The following is a 20,987-nucleotide window of genomic DNA, read 5'->3' on the forward strand; positions in this document are numbered from 1 at the left end:
ACTCGAGGTTTACATATGAACAAAAACAGAGGGTTAACGCCTCTGGCGGTCGTTCTGATGCTCTCAGGCAGCTTAGCGCTTACAGGATGTGACGACAAACAGGCTCAACAAGGGGCTCAGCAGGTGCCAGAAGTTGGCGTCGTGACGCTCAAATCCGAACCTCTGCAGATGACAACCGAATTACCGGGTCGCACCAGCGCATACCGTATTGCGGAAGTTCGTCCTCAGGTGAATGGCATCATCCTGAAACGTAACTTCACCGAGGGCGGTGATGTGAAAGCCGGTGAGTCTCTGTATCAGATTGATCCAGCAACCTATCAGGCGTCTTATGAAAGCGCAAAAGGTGACCTGGCGAAAGCTGACGCCGCAGCCAAAATTGCCCAGTTAACGCTGAACCGCTACAAAAAACTGCTCGGTACGAAGTACATCAGTCAACAGGATTACGATACTGCCCTGGCCGATGCGCAACAAGCCAATGCAGCCGTTGTTGCGGCGAAAGCGGCGGTTGAAACGGCACGTATCAACCTGGCCTATACCAAAGTGACCTCCCCTATCAGCGGTCGCATTGGTAAGTCTTCCGTCACCGAAGGGGCGCTGGTGCAGAACGGCCAAACTACCGCGCTGGCGACCGTGCAGCAGCTTGATCCGATCTACGTTGACGTTACTCAGTCCAGCAACGATTTCCTGCGTCTGAAACAAGAGCTGGCAAACGGCACGCTGAAACAGGAAAACGGCAAAGCCAAAGTGGAGCTTGTTACTAATGACGGTATCAAGTTCCCGCAGACCGGCACACTGGAATTTTCTGATGTAACGGTCGATCAGACTACCGGTTCCATCACCTTACGTGCGATTTTCCCGAACCCGGACAATACCCTGTTGCCGGGTATGTTCGTACGCGCACGTCTGGAAGAAGGGACTAACCCAACCGCACTTCTGGTTCCTCAGCAGGGTGTGACCCGCACGCCACGTGGCGATGCGAGCGCGCTGGTTGTAGGTGCAGATGACAAAGTCGAAACGCGCAATATCACTGCAACGCAGGCGATTGGCGATAAATGGCTGGTGACGGAAGGTCTGAAAGATGGCGATCGCGTGATTGTTACTGGTTTGCAAAAAGTACGTCCTGGCGCGCAGGTGAAGGCACAGGAAGTCAAATCTGACGATAAACAACAAGCCTCAGCCGCAGGTCAGTCAGAACAAACCAAGTCTTAACTTAAACAGGAGCCGTTAAGACATGCCTAATTTCTTTATCGATCGCCCCATATTTGCGTGGGTGATCGCCATTATCATCATGCTGGCTGGGGGACTTGCGATCCTGAAGCTGCCTGTCGCGCAATATCCAACGATTGCGCCACCGGCGGTGACGATCTCCGCAACCTACCCAGGGGCTGATGCGAAAACGGTGCAGGATACCGTGACGCAGGTTATCGAACAGAACATGAACGGTATCGATAACCTGATGTACATGTCCTCCAACAGTGACTCAACCGGTACGGTCCAGATCACCCTGACCTTCGAATCAGGTACGGATGCAGATATCGCGCAGGTTCAGGTACAGAACAAGCTGCAGCTGGCGATGCCGTTGCTGCCACAAGAAGTACAGCAGCAGGGTGTGAGCGTCGAGAAATCGTCCAGTAGCTTCCTGATGGTTGTTGGCGTTATCAATACCAATGGCACCATGACGCAGGAGGATATTTCCGACTACGTGGGTGCCAACATGAAAGACGCCATCAGCCGTACATCTGGTGTGGGTGATGTTCAGCTGTTTGGTTCTCAGTACGCGATGCGTATCTGGATGGACCCGAACAAACTGAACAACTTCCAGCTGACGCCGGTCGACGTGATTAACGCCATCAAAGCGCAGAACGCCCAGGTTGCCGCGGGTCAGTTAGGCGGTACACCGCCGGTCAAAGGCCAGCAGCTTAACGCCTCGATCATCGCGCAGACGCGTCTGACCTCCGCCGATGAATTCAGCAAAATTCTGCTGAAAGTGAATCAGGACGGTTCTCAGGTGCGCCTGCGTGACGTGGCGAAAGTGGAGCTGGGTGGCGAGAACTACGACATCATCGCGAAGTTCAACGGCAAACCGGCTTCCGGTCTGGGTATCAAACTGGCAACAGGGGCAAACGCCCTGGACACCGCCACGGCTATCCGTGCAGAGCTGAAGAAGATGGAACCGTTCTTCCCGTCAGGTCTGAAAATCGTTTATCCGTATGACACCACGCCGTTCGTCAAAATCTCGATTCACGAAGTGGTTAAAACGCTGGTGGAAGCGATTATCCTCGTATTCCTGGTTATGTACCTGTTCCTGCAAAACTTCCGCGCGACGTTGATCCCAACCATCGCCGTACCGGTCGTATTGCTCGGGACCTTCGCGATACTGGCGATATTTGGCTACTCGATAAACACCCTGACGATGTTCGGGATGGTGCTTGCCATCGGCTTGCTGGTGGATGACGCCATCGTGGTAGTCGAAAACGTCGAGCGTGTGATGGCGGAAGAAGGTCTGCCACCGAAGGAAGCGACCCGTAAATCCATGGGTCAGATCCAGGGCGCGTTGGTCGGTATCGCCATGGTGCTCTCTGCGGTATTTATCCCGATGGCCTTCTTCGGTGGATCGACCGGTGCGATTTACCGTCAGTTCTCCATCACCATCGTTTCCGCGATGGCGCTGTCGGTGCTGGTCGCGTTGATTCTGACGCCTGCCCTGTGTGCCACCATGCTGAAGCCGATTCAGAAAGGCGGCCACGGCGAGCATAAAGGGTTCTTCGGCTGGTTTAACCGCATGTTTGATAAGAGCACGCACCACTACACCGACAGCGTGGGGAACATCCTGCGCAGCACCGGTCGTTATTTGCTGCTCTATATCATCATCGTGGTCGGCATGGCTTACCTGTTCGTTCGTCTGCCAAGCTCGTTCCTGCCAGATGAAGACCAGGGCGTGTTCCTGACCATGGCCCAGTTGCCAGCGGGTGCCTCGCAGGAGCGTACCCAGAAAGTGCTGGATGAAGTGACGGACTACTACCTGAATAAAGAAAAAGACAACGTTGAATCCGTGTTTGCGGTTAACGGCTTTGGCTTTGCAGGTCGTGGTCAGAACACCGGTATCGCCTTCGTTTCTCTGAAAGACTGGTCAGACCGTCCAGGCGACGAGAACAAAGTTGAAGCGATTACAGGCCGTGCGATGGGCACCTTCTCGCAGATTAAAGATGCGATGGTCTTCGCCTTTAACCTGCCAGCGATTGTTGAACTGGGTACAGCGACCGGTTTCGACTTCCAACTGATTGACCAGGGCGGCCTCGGTCACGAAAAACTGACTCAGGCACGTAACCAGCTCTTCGGTGAAGTTGCGAAGCATCCTGAACTGCTGGTCGGTGTACGTCCTAACGGCCTGGAAGATACGCCGCAGTACAAGATCGATATCGATCAGGAAAAAGCGCAGGCGCTGGGTGTTTCTATCAGCGACATCAATACCACGCTGGGCGCAGCCTGGGGCGGTAGTTACGTCAACGACTTCATCGACCGTGGTCGCGTGAAGAAGGTGTACGTGATGTCAGAAGCGGAATACCGCATGTTGCCGAACGATATCAACAACTGGTACGTGCGCGGCAGCAATGGTCAGATGGTGCCGTTCTCCGCCTTCTCAACGTCACGCTGGGAATACGGATCGCCGCGTCTGGAACGTTATAACGGGCTGCCATCCATGGAGATCCTCGGCCAGGCCGCGCCAGGTCGAAGCACCGGTGAAGCCATGAACCTGATGGAAGAGTTAGCCAGCAAGCTGCCTGCAGGTATTGGCTACGACTGGACCGGTATGTCCTATCAGGAACGTCTGTCTGGTAACCAGGCCCCTGCCCTGTACGCCATTTCACTGATCGTCGTGTTCCTGTGTCTGGCGGCACTGTATGAGAGCTGGTCTATTCCGTTCTCCGTCATGCTGGTTGTACCGCTGGGGGTTATTGGTGCACTGTTGGCTGCCACGTTCCGCGGGCTGACTAACGACGTGTACTTCCAGGTGGGCCTGCTGACAACCATTGGCTTGTCGGCGAAGAACGCGATACTTATCGTGGAATTCGCCAAAGATCTAATGGAAAAAGAAGGTAAGGGTCTGATTGAGGCGACGCTTGAAGCGGTCCGTATGCGTCTGCGTCCAATCCTGATGACTTCCCTGGCGTTCATCCTCGGTGTACTGCCGCTGGTTATCAGCACGGGTGCGGGCTCAGGCGCGCAGAATGCGGTAGGTACGGGCGTAATGGGTGGTATGGTCACCGCGACCGTTCTTGCTATCTTCTTTGTACCGGTGTTCTTCGTGGTGGTTCGTCGCCGCTTCAGCCGTAAGAATGAAGATGTTGAGCACACTCATTCAGTAGAACATCACTGATACCGGTTTCACATGATAAAAAGGCCGCATTTGCGGCCTTTTTCATTTGCGTGATAAATCATAAAATACGCTTATTGTCGTTCTATTTATTCTTTGCCATCTTAATCAGGCGTATCATATTTAATGCTTAACGAAATTATGATTTTTTTAATTTCATATCACCGCCTGCGTTATTAGGAAAAGTCCTAATTATCAGCGAATAAAAGTCAAGACTGAATCTGGACTCCTTGCGAAAGTAAATGCTAACTCAATGAAACGTAAGGAAGCGGTAAAAGACAAGCAATAATTTTGCTAAAAGTGCCCTGTGCAGAACGCACATTTGCGTAAAGGCTCGCAACCTGACGCTTTAATTGTAATTTTTCGTAATAGCGCGGTGAAATCTTGATCAGAGTAGCTTATAGTTAGAGTTATCAGGAACACAGCACCCGTGTGGCTAAGTAAGTTGTATCCATCCCGACATTGATGTTCGGTGAGTAAGAAATCACTCAAAAGGGGATGCGCTATGGACGAGTACTCGCCAAAAAGGCATGATATCGCGCAGTTGAAATTTCTCTGCGAATCCTTGTACCATGACTGCCTTGCCAATCTTGATGAAAGCAACCATGGCTGGGTGAATGACCCAACGTCTGCAATCAATTTACAGCTAAATGAGTTGATAGAGCATATCGCGACCTTCGCACTTAATTATAAAATTAAGTACAATGAAGATAATAAGCTGATTGAGCAAATTGACGAATACCTGGATGACACCTTTATGTTGTTCAGTAGCTACGGCATTAACGCACAGGATTTGCAAAAATGGCGTAAATCAGGAAACCGTCTATTTCGCTGCTTCATCAACGTGAGCAGAGCTAACCCTGTTAGCCTTTCCTGTTAAAATTATTACAATTACTAAGGTGAATTTATGACTGAAAAACCATTAACCAAGATTGATTATTTGATGCGCTTGCGACGTTGTCAGTCAATAGACACGCTTGAGCGTGTAATTGAAAAAAATAAATACGAGCTTTCTGATAATGAATTGGCTGTATTTTATTCAGCCGCTGACCATCGTCTTGCTGAGCTAACAATGAATAAACTGTATGATAAGATTCCTTCATCTGTCTGGAAGTTTGTTCGTTAATTCCTGAATGTGGCTGTTGAGGTTCTTCGTCACTCTTTTAACTCACTCTACCTTTCGCGCTATGATCCCTGTGTGACTGACGGGTCCCCGATTCAAATGCGTTATCGGCAACAATGTTGTGATTATAATCACACAGACTTTTCGGGAACGTTCCCTTTCCGGTTAATACCCTTTACCCTACGGTCATCGACGTTTTCGGAGAGATTCCCATGAGTAAAGAAAAACAGAAGATGATTGCAGGCGAGCTTTACCGCCCTGGCGATGAGACTCTACGGGCCGACCGCTTGCGTGCCCGTCATCTGCTCCACCGCTATAACCATACGGCTCCGGACGAGAAAACAGAACGCCAGGCAATACTGGCTGAACTGCTGGGGCAAAGTGAAGGCGCATATATTGAGCCGAGCTTCCGCTGCGATTACGGCTATAACATCTTTCTGGGTAAAGAATTCTACGCCAATTTTGACTGTGTAATACTGGATGTCTGCCCTGTTCACATTGGTGATAACTGCATGCTCGCACCAGGCGTTCATATCTATACAGCGACCCATCCCCTGGACGCCGTCGCGCGCAATAGCGGCGCGGAGTATGGCAAACCGGTAACCATTGGCAATAATGTCTGGATTGGCGGACGCGCGGTCATTAACCCAGGCGTCACGCTCGGTGATAATGTGGTTGTCGCCTCTGGTGCCGTGGTGACGAAAGACGTTCCGGCAAACGCCGTGGTCGGTGGAAATCCGGCGAAAATTATCAAAATGCTCTAAGCCTGCAGAGAGTAACTGTTATGGTTTTTCCCCCTGTAACTGTTACTTTTTTCGCTGAAACGGCTCCCCTAAAATAGACAGATCCCCTGTATTTTCATAATTCATGAAGGCAAAAAATGACAGAGATACAGCGCCTGCTCACTGCCACCATCGACGATCTCAACAGACGTGAAAAGCGTGACAATCGCCCGCGCTTTAGCATTAGCTTTATCCGTAAACATCCCGGCCTGTTCATTGCTATGTACGCCGCCTGGCTGGCAACGCTGGTGGTGATGCTCACATCCGAAACGCTGGTAGATTCCGTCTGGCTTCTCGTGGTGCTGTTTGTGGTGTTTAACGCATTCTTCTTTTTCGACGTCAATCCACGCTATCGGTATGAAGATATCGACGTTCTCGATTTCCGGGTCTGCTATAACGGAGAGTGGTATAACACGCGCTTTGTGCCGCCTGAGCTTATCGACAGTATCCTGCACTCACCTGCGGTAGAAACGGCGCAAAAAGAGAAGCTGCAGAAAATGGTGTCGACGAAGGGCGACCTTTCGTTCTATGACATTTTTACCCTTTCCCGCCCTGCTGCTGCGTAATAAGGTGCTGTAAACGCCGGATAGCCGATGTGAACTGCGAAGCAGAGGTATTACCGTAGCCTAACACCAGACCGGTTTGCCCCTGCGTCGTACCAAGGTAGTAACCACTCAACGCTGCGGGGGCAAGCTGGAAAGCTCTGGCCTGCCGGACGAGAGCTTTATCATCGATCCCGTCGATCGCCACCGTCAGATGCATTCCCCCTTCCCCTGCCAGAACGCGGTGCGCAACATGCAGCTCAGCACTCAGCACCTCGCGCAGCTGGCGATAGCGTTTTCGATAGAGCCGACGCATGGCGGCAAGATGCCGCGCATAATGGCCTTCTTCAATAAACAGCGCAAGCTGGCGCTGCTCGGCACGATGGCCACCACGCAGTAGCGAGCCGATTGCCGGGAGAGCGGCTTTTGCCAGCGCCGGAGGGAACACCATAAATCCCATCCGCAGAGAGGGAAACAGCGTTTTGCTGAATGTCCCCAGATAGACCACTGGCGCATTTTTTTTCATCCCCAGCATGGCCGGGACGGGTTCACCGGTATAACGAAACTCACTGTCGTAGTCGTCCTCGATAATCCAGGCCTGGTGTCGCTGGGCCAGTTCCAGCAGTGCCAGCCGCCGACGTGCAGTGAGCACACTTCCATAAGGAAACTGATGCGACGGTGACGTAAAAATAAGCGAAGGGGACGGTGCATGTTGCCCCTCCCAACACATTCCTTCGTCATCCACCGGCATACCGATCATCTGCAGGCCAGATTTCGCAAACGCACTTTTTGCCCCCGCATAGCCGGGATCTTCAATCCACGCCACATCACCAGGTTCACTTAGCAGCAGAGTGCAAAGATTAACCCCCTCCAGCGCCCCTTCGGTGATGACAATCTGGCTGGCGTCGCAATTGATCCCGCGCGACAGCGCCAGATGGCGGGCGATGGCCTCCCGCAGCGACGGTTCCCCTGCCGGATCGCCATAACCTAACAGTGCGCTCCCCTCTTCACGCAGCACCCGGTCGTACAAGCGCCGCCACAGAGGCAAAGGAAAATAGTTAATGGCTGGCGTCCCTGGCGTAAAGGCCGGAACCGGCGTTTCCCTGGGGACAGGTGCAGGCAGTTGCGCCACCCGTCTGGCGAGCGTCACGGCAGGCTCAGGTAAATCCTGCGCAAGGGAGCGCTGCGCCAGTTGCGCCACCCGTGTTCCCTGCCGGCTACGACGTAAATACCCTTCAAGCGTAAGCTGTTCCAGCGCTGCATTTACGGTATTCCGGGAGAGGGAAAGTTGCTGCGCAATAACGCGGGAGCCGGGCAAGCGGCACTCCGCCTGCAATCTGCCCTGCAGGATCACCTCCCGTAAGGCAAGATAGAGCGTCCGCTGGAGCGTCTCTTCTCCGCGACCAGCAAGCGCCGCACTTAGCACGTTGTGAAACTCATCACCCGGTATGTTCATCTTCCCCCTCCTCGTGGTACCACCAGAACATAGCCCAGTGGTTCTTTTTAAGGAACCAGATTTTAATTAGTCTGGGCGTCTTTACACCACAACGGAGAGTAACATGAACACATTCAATCAGTTCGGACAGCCGGTTGGCGATGCACTTATCGACTGGCAGCCGCGCCAGCATCCTTCTCGGGTCGTTCTGCAGGGTCGTTATTGTCGGCTTGAACCGCTGCGCACAGAGCATGCCGCCGCGCTGTTCTCCGCTTACAGCCAGGCTGAAGACACCCGCAGCTGGACATGGTTGCTCCGTGAACCCGACACCTCCGTGGACGCGTTTACTCAATGGGTTGCGGGTGTGTGTGAATTATCTGATCCCGTGCATTTCACCGTTATTGATAACCAGACGCACTCGCCGGTGGGCACGCTGGCTCTGATGCGCATTGATCCCCAAAATGGCGTGGTCGAGGTGGGTCATGTCCATTTTTCGCCGCTGCTCAGCCGCACGCCGATGTCCACCGAAGCGCAATACCTGCTGATGCGGTATGTGTTTGATACTCTGGGTTATCGACGCTATGAATGGAAGTGCAATAGCCTGAATGAGCCTTCCCGCAAAGCAGCCCTGCGACTTGGCTTTCAGTATGAAGGCCGTTTTCGCCAGGCGCTGGTCACGAAAGGACATAACCGGGATACGGACTGGTTTTCCATCATAGACAAAGAGTGGCCGGTACTGGCGAGCGCGTTTGAACGCTGGCTTGCCACCGACAATTTTACTGCCGATGGCAAGCAGAGAAGATCCCTGGAAAGCTGGCGTGAATCGCGCGTTTAGCGTCTTTTTTTACGCCCCTGCACCGCTTTAAAGCGCGGGTTGGATTTACAGATGACGTACAGACGGCCTTTGCGTTTGACGATCTGGCAATCCGGATGGCGCTGTTTCGCACTGCGCAGTGAGTTAAGTACCTGCATGGTTAACCTCGCTTCGCATTAAGAAAACCACCAAAACGCTGGCGGAAGCGTGCTGCGCTTCCTTCCGTTGAGAAGGTTTTCTGTTTACCGGTGTAAAACGGATGCGATTTTGAAGAAACTTCTATAGAAACATAGGGATATGTTTTACCGTCAAGTTCAATCTCGCGGTCAGTCTTAATCGTCGACCCGACTTTGAAGTATTCATTGGCACTGGTGTCATGAAACACAACGGTGCGATAGGCTGGATGGATATTGGGTTTCATCATACGCTCTCATGTTTTGTTATAACATAACAAAATGATATCTGAGCAATGCTACAAAAACAACCCCTCGATGCTGCGTCGCGCTTCCGCACTGCTGCTGATTTTCCGTTTCGGGTATGAAATCAATGCCTGTCACGTGCTATAACTGTATCATTTCGTGGTAAAAAATTTCTCCTCTGGCGAGCGAACGCAATGCCCCAGGAGTGGGCGATGAGGAAGGAAACAGCAGCATGAGAACCCGACATCTGGTCAGCCTGGTAACAGGGATATTGATCTTCTCTGTGCTGATCCCCATTTGCCTCAGCATCTGGCTGGCACATCGTCAGGCGGAAGACAAATTTATCGATGCGCTGGATAGCTACGCGTCACGCGTGCTGATCCGTACAGAAAGAGTTATCGGGCAAGCGAAGGAGGCCCTCACTCAGCTGCAATCCTTTGACGGTATTCCCTGCAGCCCTCCACACTTGCGCGAAATGCGTCGTGTGGCTTTCTCCTGGCGTTACATTCAGGAAGTGGTGTATATCAATAACCTGAAACCCATTTGCTCTTCCCTGGAGCAAACCAGCAATGCCGCCGCTTTTCCACCACCGATGCGCATGACGCCAGACGGTTACAACGCATGGCTGACGACGCAAAACGATCTCGGGCTTAACCACTACATGGCCGTTCTGGGCAGCGCAAATTACCTGGTGATGCTCGACCCTGCATCACTGGTGGATGTTATTCCTTTTGGCGCAATCACCATTGATGCCGCCCTGATTGGTGATGCAAACCATATCGTTTTTGCCAGCAGTAATAAGCTCGATCCGCATGTCCGCTCGTTGCTGGAAGACAAAAATCTGATGCGCCTGCAGTACAAAGGGGCAATGTATATCCGAAAACCGATCCCTGAACTGGGCTTTGCGATCGTCGCATGGGCAACGTTAAAACCGCTGGATGAAAGCTGGCATCGTCAGCTCCTCTTCTGGCTCCCGTTTGGCATACTGGTCAGCCTGCTTGCTGCACTCTTTTTATTGCGAATATTGCGCCGCATTCAGTCTCCGCGTAATCGCCTGCAGGATGCCATCAGCAGCCGTGATTTTGTCGTTCACTACCAGCCCATTGTGGCGTTAAGCACAGGAAAAATTGTGGGTGCGGAAGCGCTGACGCGCTGGCCTCAGCCAGACGGAACTTACCTGTCGCCGGATATTTTTGTCCCACTGGCAGAGCAAACGGGCCTCATCTCACCACTCACCCGGTTAATCATCGAAAAGGTGTTCGAGGATATGGGCAACTGGTTACACCTTCATCCTGACCAGCATATATCCATCAACCTCGCGCCTGCGGATCTGACGTCAGGCAAGCTGCCGCCTCTGCTGAGCCAGTTATTGAATAAGTGGGAAGTCCATCCCCGGCAGATCGCCCTTGAGTTAACCGAACGTGGTTTTGCCGATCCCAGCGTTAGCGCGCCGGCCATTGCTGCGTTCCGCCGCTCGGGTCACCCTGTCTATATTGATGATTTTGGTACAGGTTATTCCAGCCTGAGCTACCTGCAGGATCTGGACGTCGACACGCTGAAAATTGATAAGTCTTTTGTGGATGCGCTGGAGTACAAAAACGTGACGCCGCATATTATCGAAATGGCAAAATCACTGGATCTTGCCATGGTCGCCGAAGGCATAGAAACGGAGGGACAGCTTATATGGCTGCATCGCCACGGCGTACAGTACGGGCAAGGCTGGTACTACAGTAAGGCGCTGCCAAAAGTCGAGTTCATTCTCTGGGCCGAGTACAACCTCGAAAAGTATTCTACTTAAGATAGGATTTGATCACCTGCAACACGACGCCAAGATCGGCTTCGCGCTGATCTTCTTCGGGCTCTTTCACCACATGATCGGTTAAATGGCCCTCGATCACCTGCAACATCATACCATTCACCGCCCCACGGATCGCCGCCAGCTGCTGTAACACATCAGCACACTCATGATCGCTATTAAGCATTTTTTCCAGTGCGGTGCTCTGCCCCTGAATTTTCTTCAGACGCGTCAATAACATTTTCTTGTGACGAACCGTATGTGACATCTCAGCATCTCCTTCTTTTGGCGCATGAGCATAACATGCTCTACTCCCCCTGAGTATTTTTCTACTGGGGGGTAGTATTTGACTACTGGGGGGGAGTAGTATTCGAAGCACATTTTCCTTTACGGAATCCTTCATGAACGATTTCACGTCACTCCTGCAACAGGGTAATGCCTGGCTGTTTGTGCCCAGCGCCATTCTGCTCGGTGCGCTGCATGGCCTTGAGCCGGGTCATTCAAAAACGATGATGGCCGCGTTTATCGTGGCGATCCGGGGCACGTTAAAGCAGGCGATCCTTCTGGGCCTGGCCGCGACGCTTTCTCACACGGTGGTGGTCTGGATCATCGCGATGGCGGGCCTGTGGTTTGGTCAGGGATGGGATGCACACACGTCTGAACCCTGGTTTCAGCTGATTTCAGGGTTATTGATCATTCTCATCGCATTATGGATGGCATGGCGAACCTGGAAAGAGAGCCAACCGCACGATCATCACCACCATCATCACGATCATCAACAGGTTGACGAGGAGTGGCAGGACGCCCACCAGCGCGCGCATGCGCAGGACATTAGCCGCCGTTTTAACGGGCAAAACGTCACCACCGGACAGATCGCTCTGTTTGGCCTGACCGGTGGGCTTATCCCCTGTCCGGCCTCCATTACGGTGCTGCTAATCTGCCTGCAGCTGAAACACTTCGCGCTCGGTGCGACGCTGGTGTTGAGCTTCAGTATCGGTCTGGCACTGACGCTGGTGGCGTCTGGCGCAATTGCAGCGTTGAGCCTTAAACACGCCGTGACGCGCTGGCCGGGGTTCAGTGAGTTTTCTCGAAAAGCACCGTGGATTTCAGCCGCACTGATCGTCCTGGTCGGGCTGTATATGAGTATTCACGGGATGCGCGGCATTTTTGCCTGAGCGGAGCAGCCACGTTTGTGGCCGCTCCGGGTCACTCAAAAGGCGCTTTGCTGCCAACTGAAGGTGTAGCGCAGCTGGCGGTTTTGCAGGATAAACTCCGGTGAGACGCTCGGGCTCCATGAATCATCGCCCCCGACGCCCATATGAAATGCATCAAGGCAGAGCCAGCAGCCCGGCTCGTCCTGCAACAAATGCTGGTGCGTCGTCTCACGCAACTGTTGCTGGCTGTAGCGGCTGAGGGAGAAATGGAAATTCCCCCGGAACTGGTGCGCGCCCGCGAAAAGCGCCCGCGTGTCGCAACGCAGACCATTTTCCGTCGGGAAGATGTACGGCGTCTGCATCGCCTCCAGCGGCAATTCCCAGCGCCCCTGCTGCGCTGCGAGCTTCCTGTCAGGATAGTTTTCAAACGGCCCCAGCCCCAGCCAGCGGGCCGTTTCTGGCGTCTGCGCGAGCTGAACGCTCAGACCAATACGCGCAGGCTCGGGGAGATCAGACGCCACCTGCACCCGCACATCCCCCTGCAACGCACCGTGTTCATCTATCCGCCAGATTTTATGGCTCAGGAACAGCGCCTTACCGCGATATTCCCAGACATGCAGCGTGGTCACCACCACCTCACGCGCCGTTTGCTCTGCTTCACACCGCAACACACGCGAAGACATCTCATACATCCCCGCCGCTTTCCAGCGTTCCACCCACGCATTCGGGTCAATTCGTGTGGCTTCGCTGATGCCAATATCATTGTCCAGCGGTGCACGGGTAAAGTTATCCGTCAGCGGTGAGAGCAGCGTTTCTGTGCCATTGTTCCACCACTGCGTCAGGTTTCCTGACGCCCGGTCAAACTGCCAGCGCTGCTGCTGATGGGTAATTTCAAGTACATCGCCCTGAGTGGCTAACACCGGAGGGTTCCCTGCAGGCTGCTGCGGCGCGATAAACAGCGGAACCGGAAGCGGCCACTGATCCCATGCGCAGCGGTGGTTCGCCAACGACCACGGTGTCGCCAGTGGCTGAACAACATCCACATTAAGCCAGAGTTCACCTGGCTCCGCTTCCGGTTGCGGCAGGGTAATTTCCACGCTTTGTGTTCCCTGCGGAGCAATGGCAAGCACCACCTCGCCTGCAGCCAGCACATTTCCATCACGTGCGATCGACCACCTGAGATGTTCGTTGTCGGTATTGCGGAACAGGTAGTCGCTTTTCACCTCAACCACCAGCGGAGAGGTACTCCGCAGCGTAAAGGTAAAAAACTGCTGCGCACGCTGGGCTTCATACAGCGCCGGATGCGGCGTGCGATCCGGGAACACCAGCCCGTTAAGACAGAACTGCCGATCGTTGGGTTTATCGCCAAAATCACCGCCGTAGGCCCAGAAGGCGTTGCCATTTTCATCCTTCTTTGTCAGCGCCTGATCGACCCAGTCCCAGACAAACCCGCCCTGCAGACGCGGATGGCGAAGAAACGCTTCCCAGTATCTGGCGAACCCGCCAAAGCTGTTCCCCATCGCATGAGCGTATTCACACAGGATCAGCGGCCGCGTTTCATCCGGCATGCCAATCCATTTTTTAATCGACCATTTCGGCACCGCCGGGAAAGGTTGGTCCTGATCGACGCGGGCATACATCGGGCAGATAATATCAGTCGCCGCCGTATTCGCCCCGCCCCCCTCATACTGTACTGGTCGCGTTGGATCGGTGGTTTTCAGCCAGCGATAAAGGGCATCATGGTTCGCGCCGTGTCCGGATTCATTCCCCAGCGACCAGATGATGATCGACGGATGATTACGATCGCGCAGCACCATACGCGTGACGCGTTCACTCATGGCCGGAAGCCAGCGGGGATCGTCAGCAAGGCGGCTCATTGGCACCATGCCGTGGGTTTCGATATTCGCTTCGTCAACAACGTACAGACCATAGCGATCGCAAAGCGTGTACCAGAGTGGATGATTCGGGTAGTGCGAACAGCGCACGGCGTTAAAGTTATGCTGCTTCATCAGTTCAATGTCGCGACGCATCGTTGCTTCATCCATCACCTGACCATTTTCCGGATGATGCTCATGACGGTTCACTCCGCGGATCAGCAGCGGTTTACCGTTCAGCTTCAGCAGGCCATTGCTGATCTCAACGCGGCGGAAACCAATATCGCAGGCTTCAATTTCCAGTACGTTGCCCTGCGCGTCCATAAGCGTAATTGTCAGGCGGTAGAGTGCAGGCGTTTCGGCACTCCATAACGCAGGTTCCACAACGGGTAACGCAACTGTCAGGCGCTCGGCCCAGCCTCCACGCTCATCCACAATGGCAGAGCCAGGGCGCTGGGCGGCACTCGCGCATTTTTCGCCGTTACGCCACAGGGTAAATGCCACTTCACATGACTCATAGCGCGTGCCAGCCAGCGCGACGTCGACGTGTAGCACCGCCCGATCACACTCCGCGTTCAGATCGGTCGCAACGTGATAATCCGCAATCTGCGTCTCAGGCTTATGCAGCAACGACACATCGCGGAAAATACCGCTCATCCGCCACATATCCTGATCTTCAAGGTAGCTCCCGTCGCACCAGCGCAGCACCATCACCGCCAGACGGTTTTCGCCCGGACGAAGGATCGATGTAAGATCGAACTCAGCAGGCAGACGGCTGTCCTGCGAATAGCCAATCCATTGGCCGTTGCACCACAAATGAAAAGCGGAATTCACGCCATCGAATATAATGCGGGTCTGGCCGCTCTCTGCCCATGTGTCATTCATCTCAAATGTGAGCGAGTAACAACCCGTGGGATTTTCAGCCGGAACGAACGGCGGGTTAACGGCTATCGGATACGTGACGTTGGTATAGACGGGAATATCAAAACCCTGCATTTGCCAGTTTGAGGGAACAGGCATCGCAACGGCATCAGCCAGATCCTCTGTCACCCACGTTTCGGGGACCCGCTCAGGTGCAGAAAAGAAATTAAATCGCCATTCGCCATTGAGTGAACGCTTGCTTAATGATTCTGCGTCATCCCTGGCAGCTTGCTCTTCACGCCAGCTATGAAACGGTGCATGTGCGGCCAGACGGTTCCACTGCGTTACACCAGGATTTTCCCAGTCCCGACGAGCCAGAAGTGCGCTGAGAGTCAGCGGCGGTGTATTGGGCATATTAACCTCTTTGCGAAGCGCTCACAATTTTAGCCAACATGCCCTGGCGAATCTGTACGGTAAAGCTCCGGATCGTCACGAAGCGAGTGAGATCACAAAAGCATTATCCGCGAGCGAGTTTCTCTGCCATCAGCGCCAGGCTTCTGAGCTTTTGCGCCAGTTCTTCACGATCGGCCTGATCGGTTGTGCGGGGGGCAGTCGAACGACGTGCGATCAGCGTGACGGGGAGCTGCACTTGCCAGCACGTTTTGGTACGCTCTGGCCTCAATAACCACTCCACACTTCGTTCACCGGCATCGCGGAAAGCCTGGCGGATCGTGGTTAGCGGGGGAGAAAACCACGCGCTGTCAGCCGTATCATCAAACCCGACAACGGCGATCTGGCCCGGTATCGCAATGCCTTTTTCTACACAGGCGCGCATCACGCCGAGCGCCATTTGATCGTTCGCGACCAGGATAGCTTCGGGCTGTTCGGTACCGGACAAAAGCTGGTGACCTTTCTCATAGCCTGAGGCCGCGCTCCAGTCGCCCTGTGCCACTGCGATCGCCTCAAGGCCAGCCTGCGCCAGTGCGGCTTTCCATCCTGCCAGGCGCATCCGGGCGGAGACTGAGCTTTCCGGCCCGCTGAGTAACGCAATGCGCGTGTGCCCCAGCGAGATCAGGTGTTCAGCGCCCAGGCTCGCCCCCTGCACGGCATTGAAAACGAGGCTGTTGACCTGTGCAGAAGGAGATACATCAAGAAAAAGAACCGGAACGGGCGTGGCCATGACCTGAAGCTGTTCTGCCTGCGCATCTTCCAGCGGAACGTTCACCAGCAGCCCTTCCACCCGTTGTGCCAGCAGTTCCTGCAGAGCTGCCTGACATTGTTCCGGTTGTTGCACCATGGAAATTAACACGCTCGCCCCCTGCTCCACCGCGCGGGATTTTACCGCCGACGCAATCTGCGAAGGGGCGTGCAGGGCAAGATCGGTCGTGATCAGCCCCAGCGTGCGGGTGCGCTTTCCGGCCAGTTGCTGTGCGCCACGATTAGGAACGTAGTGCAGTTCCTCCATGGCCTGCCGAACCTTTTCCCGTGTACGGGCGGAAACATGCTCCGCATCGTTAATCACACGGGAAACGGTCTGGTAAGAAACCCCCGCAAGGAGGGCAACGTCATAAAGAGTGATAGCTTTCATGCATTCTGGCATCGCGAGAAGAGTTGCCCTCATTCTGGCACAGCTATGCCATTAAAGCATGTGAGCGCTTCGCAGAATTAAACCACGCGCTCAGGCTGTTGCGCCTTCTGTACGCGCGGCTTTTGACGAAACCACGGTAAGCAGATCTGAATCAGCGGGCCGATGGTCAGGGCATACAGCACCGTTCCTACGCCAAATGTGCCCCCCAGAATACAGCCAATGATTAACACACTCACTTCTATCGCGGTGCGCACGCTGCGAATCGACCACCCCAGCCGGGCATGAATGCCGGTCATCAGGCCATCCCGAGGCCCTGCGCCAAACCCAGCGCCGATATACATACCGGTGGCTATCGCGTTAATCACAATGCCTGAAACCAGCAGAGCGATGCGGATCGGCAGTGAGGACAGTTCGGGTATCAGCGCCATGGCGGCATCCGCCGCCAGCCCGATACAAATCACGTTGCTGATGGTGCCAACACCGGGAAGTTGACGCAGAGGTATCCACAGCAGCAGAACCACAGCGCCAGTGACAATAATCACTGTACCGATGCTCAACCCCAGCTGTAGCGCCACGCCAAGATGAAACACATCCCACGGATCGACGCCTAAATCCGAACGAATAAACATCGCGGTTGAAAGGCCGTACAGACCTAAGCCGACATAAAGTTGAACCAGACGACGTACCATTTTTAGCTTCTCCGATGAACCAGACTTCCATCCTCGTCTAAAATGGCTCTATGATTAATGTCCAGTTTTCAAATAGTGGACTGCACATGTCATCACGTCGCTTCGGTAGTCAGTCTCTGGTCCGGCTGTTAGGCCACTGGCAGCAATCATCATCCCGAACCCCGCTCTGGCGGCAGCTGGCGGATGCATTACGTCTGCTGATACTCGACGGCAGGCTGGCCCTCAGCACGCGCTTGCCAGGAGAGCGAGAACTGGCCTCTGCGCTGGAGGTAAGCCGAACCACCATCAGCAGCGCGCTGGCCCATCTGCGGGAAGAAGGATATCTGGAAAGTCGTCACGGCAGCGGGTCACGCGTGATCCTGCCGGACACACGTGCCATACCGACTCTCTCAGCGGCCAGCGCGGCGCTGGATCTTTCCACTGCCGCGCTTAGCGCCGGCCCGGAAATCCACCAGGCGTATACGCATGCACTCACGGCGATCACGCAACACCTTTCACAGACAGGCTACGACCAGCTCGGATTACCAGCACTGCGGGAAGCCATTGCCGCACGCTACACGGCGCGAGGGCTTCCGACACGGGCTGATGAAGTGATGGTGGTTAATGGTGCCGTGAGCGGCTTTTCGCTGGTGTTACGCATGATGACGGGTCCCGGCGATCGCGTGGTGGTCGACCATCCCACCTATCCGCTGGCGATTGCCGCTATTCAGGGCGCACTTTGTCGGCCGGTAGGCGTATCCCTGCCCGAAACCGGCTGGGATACCGATGGTTTCGCCGCGACGCTTGCCCAGACAGCGCCGCGCCTGGCGTACCTGATGCCAGACTTTCATAACCCGACGGGACGCTGCATGGACACCGCAACGCGCCAGACGATAGCCGACATTGCCGCACAGACCCGCACCACGCTGGTCGTGGATGAAACGATGGTCGATCTCTGGTTTGATGCCCCCCCTCCGCCCCCGCTGGCCGCGTTTAACCCGGAAGCTGCCGTCATCACGCTGGGCTCTGCCGGAAAAAGTTTCTGGGGAGGGCTGCGCCTCGGCTGGCTCCGCGCCTCGTCGCGGACGATCGCGACGCTCGCCCAGACGCGCGACACTCTGGATTTGGGCACACCGCTGCTGGAACAGCTTGCAACGCTCTGGCTTATCGAAAACAGTGATGCTTTTTTGCCCGCACGGCGGAAAATGCTGGCGGAACGTCGGGACCGGTGCGGCGCGTTGCTGCGCGAACATTTTCCGGCATGGTCGTTTCACGAGGCAGAAGGAGGCCTTTCTTACTGGATTGAGTTGCCCGGTATGCTGGCAACACAGCTCGCGGCACGGGCAGAGACGACGGGGATTAATCTGGGGACCGGCACACGGTTTGGTCTGTCAGGTGCCTTTGACCGCTATCTGCGTATGCCCTTCTCGCTCGACCCGGCGGCGCTTGAAGAGGCGTTGCTGCGAATTAAACCGCTGTGGCTCACTCTGAATAAAACCACGCCGCCCGTAAAACGGAGCCTGATTTAGTTTCCTCAGCGAAAATAATAAAAACTGCTGACTGGCGTTCTGCAGTCAGCAGTTTTCACGGGGCAGAGTTTAGTGCTGGGGAGGAATAGGGAAACCTTTCAGTGAAATAACGAAACTTTCACCGTCTTTCTTTATTTTCGCGCCGGTATCACACCAGTCTGACGCAATCCGAAAGAACTCATCACTTCCTACATTCCAGCCAAGACGTACGTGTTTGACATAGCCTGAACGCAACAAATCGCAGGCCTCTTTGTAGTCACTGGCAGTCGACAGTTGTTGTTTCATTTTCTCTTCTTCAGAATTTTACGTAGTGCCTTGATTTCTTTAGGAGTAAATGGAGATACACTCTCTTCTTCCGTATGCTGATTATCGATATCCTCTTCCGATACTCCCGCCTCTTCTACTGCTTCAAACGCCAGCAGCAGCAGTTTCTCTGTGGTCACGCTTAAATTCTCATTATTCACTTCTGCATAGTGGCGAAGTTTTTCTTTTAGCGTTTCATCAATTTTAACGTTTAAAACCGCAGTAGCCATGTTCGTCACTTCCCTTCGGAATACGTGCCTTATTTAATACACGAAGTTAACTTGCTTATCCAGATATATATTTTTTGCTTATGACAGAAAAAAGATGCCCAGTAATAAAATGACAGGCTATTATTACAGGTTTATGACAGTTATATTTCAAATTAATGAAAGATAAATTACATAATATATAAAATACTTTTTATTTGTGGGGAATAACAAACTCAGGCACGAATCGGTAACGACGAAGGAGGATACAAGTACTGGCGAGGAGCAGAAATGGGTGGGGGCCCTGCCAGCTACATCCCGGCACACACGTCGTCTGCCCTGGCTGCTTCCTTCCGGACCTGACCTGGTGAACAGAGTAGCGTTGCGGGAGAACCAACAGAGCCCCCATTGAGAGCGTTGATAACCAACGCGCTGGCGCATTATCCCTGTGCTGGCCTGCAATTGCAAGCCGCCGGCAACCGGATGATGGTTTATTGCGCAAACAGGCGCAGCAATCAGGTTTATCTTCGTTTACCATGACACATCAAAGGTTCCCCACAGGAGTAAGTATGGACGAACACGACGCTTTCCCGCAGCGCGTCTGGCAAATCATCGCCTCCATACCGGAAGGGTATGTAACAACTTACGGAGAGGTTGCCCGGCTGGCCGGTTCACCGCGCGCTGCGCGTCAGGTCGGCGGGGTGTTGAAACGACTGCCGGAAGGCAGCACGCTGCCCTGGCACCGGGTGGTGAATCGCCATGGTGCTATTTCGCTCACCGGGCCGGATCTCCAGCGACAACGCCAGGCATTGCTTTCAGAAGGGATACAGGTATCAGGTTCAGGGCAGGTTGATTTACAGAAGTATCGCTGGGTGTACTGACACCCTCTTCCGAAGGAGAGGGTGTCAGAGTCTTTAAAGCTGCGTTGGCGGCGTCGGCAGCGACGGCTGGTTAGTCTGTGGTGCTACGGGCACTTCAGTTTGCTGCACCGGCACCAGGTTCAGATCGACTTTTGTCCCGCCGTTATTAATCGCTTCCTGCACCGTATCGGTGATAAAGACCAGTTTATCGTTGATTGTTACTGCTGCGCTCAGGAGGATACGGGCATTCGGCTGAACGTCTGAAGGATTGTACGGCAGCACAAAGCTAAACGGTGCCTGTTTCCCCTCAGTACGCACGGCGCGCTGCGCCAGCACTTTCGATGGCGCGTCAGCCAGCGAGGCGTCGGAAAGCGTAACCGTCAATACCGCATCCGGCGGTAGCGCGACTTTCTGTTTGATCCAGATTGTCCCGGAAACATTTGGTTGCTGAATGGACTGCTGCGAAAGAGTGTTAATCCCGTTCGGGTCTGCTGCTGGCACCGGCACCTGGGCGCTCTTACCTGCACAGGCGGACAACGCCACCGCAATAGCTACACCACTTAGCATGGGCACGAGTTTCATTGAAGTCTCCTTATCATCAATGCACCAGCGGGATCGATCCCACCCGATGTCGTTTACATTCATATAACGCATACAAG

Annotated in this window: 21 protein-coding genes and 1 other RNA gene; 11 read left to right on the forward strand and 11 right to left on the reverse strand. The window is 54.2% G+C overall.

Features of this window, described 5'->3' with window-relative positions:
- Positions 1–15: 15 nt before the first annotated feature.
- From acrA to ABGB15_RS16200, 6 genes are all read left to right on the forward strand, one after another.
- Complete coding sequence (acrA, locus tag ABGB15_RS16175) at positions 16–1,209, forward strand: multidrug efflux RND transporter periplasmic adaptor subunit AcrA (protein ID WP_152083696.1); 1,194 nt, start codon at positions 16–18, stop codon at positions 1,207–1,209.
- A gap of 22 nt (positions 1,210–1,231) precedes the next feature.
- The gene (gene acrB, locus ABGB15_RS16180; RefSeq protein ID WP_152083695.1) at positions 1,232–4,378 is read left to right on the forward strand and encodes a multidrug efflux RND transporter permease subunit AcrB; all 3,147 of its coding nucleotides are present in this window, start codon (positions 1,232–1,234) and stop codon (positions 4,376–4,378) included.
- A 502-nt stretch (positions 4,379–4,880) separates the two neighbouring features.
- Complete coding sequence (tomB, locus tag ABGB15_RS16185) at positions 4,881–5,255, forward strand: Hha toxicity modulator TomB (protein ID WP_020885187.1); 375 nt, start codon at positions 4,881–4,883, stop codon at positions 5,253–5,255.
- A 27-nt stretch (positions 5,256–5,282) separates the two neighbouring features.
- On the forward strand, positions 5,283–5,501 hold the full coding sequence (locus ABGB15_RS16190) for an HHA domain-containing protein (RefSeq protein WP_152083694.1): 219 nt from the start codon (positions 5,283–5,285) through the stop codon (positions 5,499–5,501).
- A gap of 209 nt (positions 5,502–5,710) precedes the next feature.
- On the forward strand, positions 5,711–6,262 hold the full coding sequence (gene maa, locus ABGB15_RS16195; protein ID WP_152083693.1) for a maltose O-acetyltransferase: 552 nt from the start codon (positions 5,711–5,713) through the stop codon (positions 6,260–6,262).
- 116 nt (positions 6,263–6,378) lie between these two features.
- The gene (locus ABGB15_RS16200) at positions 6,379–6,846 is read left to right on the forward strand and encodes a YlaC family protein (RefSeq protein ID WP_215722757.1); all 468 of its coding nucleotides are present in this window, start codon (positions 6,379–6,381) and stop codon (positions 6,844–6,846) included.
- Here the strand turns inward: ABGB15_RS16200 and ABGB15_RS16205 are convergent.
- Complete coding sequence (locus tag ABGB15_RS16205) at positions 6,818–8,278, reverse strand: PLP-dependent aminotransferase family protein (protein ID WP_215722756.1); 1,461 nt, start codon at positions 8,276–8,278, stop codon at positions 6,818–6,820. The two genes, ABGB15_RS16200 and ABGB15_RS16205, sit on opposite strands and share 29 nt — an antisense overlap.
- 103 nt (positions 8,279–8,381) lie before the next feature.
- Here ABGB15_RS16205 and ABGB15_RS16210 point away from each other — a divergent pair, with 103 nt between their 5' ends.
- Positions 8,382–9,092: a GNAT family N-acetyltransferase gene (locus ABGB15_RS16210; RefSeq protein ID WP_152083690.1), complete on the forward strand. Its 711-nt coding sequence runs from the start codon at positions 8,382–8,384 to the stop codon at positions 9,090–9,092.
- Here ABGB15_RS16210 and ykgO read toward each other — a convergent pair.
- Both ykgO and ABGB15_RS16220 read right to left on the reverse strand, forming a co-directional pair.
- Positions 9,089–9,229, reverse strand: coding sequence for a type B 50S ribosomal protein L36 (gene ykgO / locus ABGB15_RS16215; protein WP_003859006.1), 141 nt, complete (start codon positions 9,227–9,229; stop codon positions 9,089–9,091). The genes ABGB15_RS16210 and ykgO overlap by 4 nt on opposite strands.
- Before the next feature lie 2 nt (positions 9,230–9,231).
- Complete coding sequence (locus ABGB15_RS16220; protein WP_152084475.1) at positions 9,232–9,492, reverse strand: type B 50S ribosomal protein L31; 261 nt, start codon at positions 9,490–9,492, stop codon at positions 9,232–9,234.
- Between the two features lie 230 nt (positions 9,493–9,722).
- Here ABGB15_RS16220 and ABGB15_RS16225 point away from each other — a divergent pair, with 230 nt between their 5' ends.
- Positions 9,723–11,288 (forward strand): EAL domain-containing protein, encoded by a 1,566-nt coding sequence (locus ABGB15_RS16225; RefSeq protein WP_215722755.1) that lies wholly within the window; start codon positions 9,723–9,725, stop codon positions 11,286–11,288.
- On the opposite strand, the gene ABGB15_RS16230 is transcribed toward ABGB15_RS16225, so the two are convergent.
- The gene (locus ABGB15_RS16230; RefSeq protein ID WP_152083688.1) at positions 11,281–11,553 is read right to left on the reverse strand and encodes a metal-sensing transcriptional repressor; all 273 of its coding nucleotides are present in this window, start codon (positions 11,551–11,553) and stop codon (positions 11,281–11,283) included. The genes ABGB15_RS16225 and ABGB15_RS16230 overlap by 8 nt on opposite strands.
- A gap of 133 nt (positions 11,554–11,686) precedes the next feature.
- Between ABGB15_RS16230 and ABGB15_RS16235 the strand changes: the two genes are divergently transcribed.
- On the forward strand, positions 11,687–12,460 hold the full coding sequence (locus ABGB15_RS16235) for a nickel/cobalt efflux protein RcnA (protein ID WP_215722754.1): 774 nt from the start codon (positions 11,687–11,689) through the stop codon (positions 12,458–12,460).
- Positions 12,461–12,495: 35 nt separating this feature from the next.
- On the opposite strand, the gene ABGB15_RS16240 is transcribed toward ABGB15_RS16235, so the two are convergent.
- The 3 genes from ABGB15_RS16240 to ABGB15_RS16250 form a co-directional block, all read right to left on the reverse strand.
- Positions 12,496–15,588, reverse strand: a complete 3,093-nt coding sequence (locus ABGB15_RS16240) for a beta-galactosidase (RefSeq protein WP_369064246.1) — start codon at positions 15,586–15,588, stop codon at positions 12,496–12,498.
- A 103-nt stretch (positions 15,589–15,691) separates the two neighbouring features.
- Entirely contained in the window at positions 15,692–16,762 is a 1,071-nt protein-coding gene (locus ABGB15_RS16245) for a LacI family DNA-binding transcriptional regulator (RefSeq protein WP_215722752.1), read from the reverse strand.
- Between the two features lie 77 nt (positions 16,763–16,839).
- Positions 16,840–17,451, reverse strand: a complete 612-nt coding sequence (locus tag ABGB15_RS16250) for a YitT family protein (protein ID WP_215722751.1) — start codon at positions 17,449–17,451, stop codon at positions 16,840–16,842.
- 86 nt (positions 17,452–17,537) lie between these two features.
- Here ABGB15_RS16250 and ABGB15_RS16255 point away from each other — a divergent pair, with 86 nt between their 5' ends.
- Positions 17,538–18,959: a PLP-dependent aminotransferase family protein gene (locus ABGB15_RS16255; protein ID WP_215722750.1), complete on the forward strand. Its 1,422-nt coding sequence runs from the start codon at positions 17,538–17,540 to the stop codon at positions 18,957–18,959.
- A gap of 69 nt (positions 18,960–19,028) precedes the next feature.
- Here ABGB15_RS16255 and ABGB15_RS16260 read toward each other — a convergent pair whose 3' ends face one another.
- From ABGB15_RS16260 to ffs, 3 genes are all read right to left on the reverse strand, one after another.
- Complete coding sequence (locus tag ABGB15_RS16260) at positions 19,029–19,244, reverse strand: hypothetical protein (RefSeq protein ID WP_013095877.1); 216 nt, start codon at positions 19,242–19,244, stop codon at positions 19,029–19,031.
- Complete coding sequence (locus ABGB15_RS16265) at positions 19,241–19,492, reverse strand: hypothetical protein (RefSeq protein WP_152083682.1); 252 nt, start codon at positions 19,490–19,492, stop codon at positions 19,241–19,243. Before ABGB15_RS16265 ends, ABGB15_RS16260 begins: the two co-directional genes overlap by 4 nt.
- A gap of 278 nt (positions 19,493–19,770) precedes the next feature.
- Positions 19,771–19,867: signal recognition particle sRNA small type (gene ffs / locus ABGB15_RS16270), an RNA gene on the reverse strand.
- A gap of 170 nt (positions 19,868–20,037) precedes the next feature.
- On the opposite strand from ffs, the gene ABGB15_RS16275 reads away from it, so the two are divergent.
- Positions 20,038–20,349, forward strand: a complete 312-nt coding sequence (locus tag ABGB15_RS16275; RefSeq protein ID WP_152083681.1) for an MGMT family protein — start codon at positions 20,038–20,040, stop codon at positions 20,347–20,349.
- A gap of 33 nt (positions 20,350–20,382) precedes the next feature.
- On the opposite strand, the gene ABGB15_RS16280 is transcribed toward ABGB15_RS16275, so the two are convergent.
- Positions 20,383–20,910, reverse strand: coding sequence for a YbaY family lipoprotein (locus tag ABGB15_RS16280; RefSeq protein ID WP_152083680.1), 528 nt, complete (start codon positions 20,908–20,910; stop codon positions 20,383–20,385).
- Positions 20,911–20,987 lie beyond the last annotated feature (77 nt).

The sequence above is a fragment of the Enterobacter sp. MALB-1 genome, assembly GCF_041021625.1.
Lineage (GTDB): Bacteria > Pseudomonadota > Gammaproteobacteria > Enterobacterales > Enterobacteriaceae > Enterobacter > Enterobacter oligotrophicus.

What these genes read in the sequence shown, in the direction of transcription:
- ykgO (WP_003859006.1), bottom strand. Translation starts at nt 9,229, where the DNA reads ATGCAGGTACTTAACTCACTGCGCAGTGCGAAACAGCGCCATCCGGAT.
- ABGB15_RS16220 (WP_152084475.1), bottom strand. Translation starts at nt 9,492, where the DNA reads ATGAAACCCAATATCCATCCAGCCTATCGCACCGTTGTGTTTCATGAC.
- acrB (WP_152083695.1), top strand. Translation starts at nt 1,232, where the DNA reads ATGCCTAATTTCTTTATCGATCGCCCCATATTTGCGTGGGTGATCGCC.
- ABGB15_RS16210 (WP_152083690.1), top strand. Translation starts at nt 8,382, where the DNA reads ATGAACACATTCAATCAGTTCGGACAGCCGGTTGGCGATGCACTTATC.
- ABGB15_RS16275 (WP_152083681.1), top strand. Translation starts at nt 20,038, where the DNA reads ATGGACGAACACGACGCTTTCCCGCAGCGCGTCTGGCAAATCATCGCC.
- tomB (WP_020885187.1), top strand. Translation starts at nt 4,881, where the DNA reads ATGGACGAGTACTCGCCAAAAAGGCATGATATCGCGCAGTTGAAATTT.
- ABGB15_RS16240 (WP_369064246.1), bottom strand. Translation starts at nt 15,588, where the DNA reads ATGCCCAATACACCGCCGCTGACTCTCAGCGCACTTCTGGCTCGTCGG.
- ABGB15_RS16200 (WP_215722757.1), top strand. Translation starts at nt 6,379, where the DNA reads ATGACAGAGATACAGCGCCTGCTCACTGCCACCATCGACGATCTCAAC.
- acrA (WP_152083696.1), top strand. Translation starts at nt 16, where the DNA reads ATGAACAAAAACAGAGGGTTAACGCCTCTGGCGGTCGTTCTGATGCTC.
- ABGB15_RS16280 (WP_152083680.1), bottom strand. Translation starts at nt 20,910, where the DNA reads ATGAAACTCGTGCCCATGCTAAGTGGTGTAGCTATTGCGGTGGCGTTG.
- ABGB15_RS16250 (WP_215722751.1), bottom strand. Translation starts at nt 17,451, where the DNA reads ATGGTACGTCGTCTGGTTCAACTTTATGTCGGCTTAGGTCTGTACGGC.
- ABGB15_RS16245 (WP_215722752.1), bottom strand. Translation starts at nt 16,762, where the DNA reads ATGAAAGCTATCACTCTTTATGACGTTGCCCTCCTTGCGGGGGTTTCT.
- ABGB15_RS16235 (WP_215722754.1), top strand. Translation starts at nt 11,687, where the DNA reads ATGAACGATTTCACGTCACTCCTGCAACAGGGTAATGCCTGGCTGTTT.
- ABGB15_RS16260 (WP_013095877.1), bottom strand. Translation starts at nt 19,244, where the DNA reads ATGAAACAACAACTGTCGACTGCCAGTGACTACAAAGAGGCCTGCGAT.
- ABGB15_RS16230 (WP_152083688.1), bottom strand. Translation starts at nt 11,553, where the DNA reads ATGTCACATACGGTTCGTCACAAGAAAATGTTATTGACGCGTCTGAAG.
- ABGB15_RS16255 (WP_215722750.1), top strand. Translation starts at nt 17,538, where the DNA reads ATGTCATCACGTCGCTTCGGTAGTCAGTCTCTGGTCCGGCTGTTAGGC.
- ABGB15_RS16225 (WP_215722755.1), top strand. Translation starts at nt 9,723, where the DNA reads ATGAGAACCCGACATCTGGTCAGCCTGGTAACAGGGATATTGATCTTC.
- ABGB15_RS16190 (WP_152083694.1), top strand. Translation starts at nt 5,283, where the DNA reads ATGACTGAAAAACCATTAACCAAGATTGATTATTTGATGCGCTTGCGA.
- maa (WP_152083693.1), top strand. Translation starts at nt 5,711, where the DNA reads ATGAGTAAAGAAAAACAGAAGATGATTGCAGGCGAGCTTTACCGCCCT.
- ABGB15_RS16205 (WP_215722756.1), bottom strand. Translation starts at nt 8,278, where the DNA reads ATGAACATACCGGGTGATGAGTTTCACAACGTGCTAAGTGCGGCGCTT.
- ABGB15_RS16265 (WP_152083682.1), bottom strand. Translation starts at nt 19,492, where the DNA reads ATGGCTACTGCGGTTTTAAACGTTAAAATTGATGAAACGCTAAAAGAA.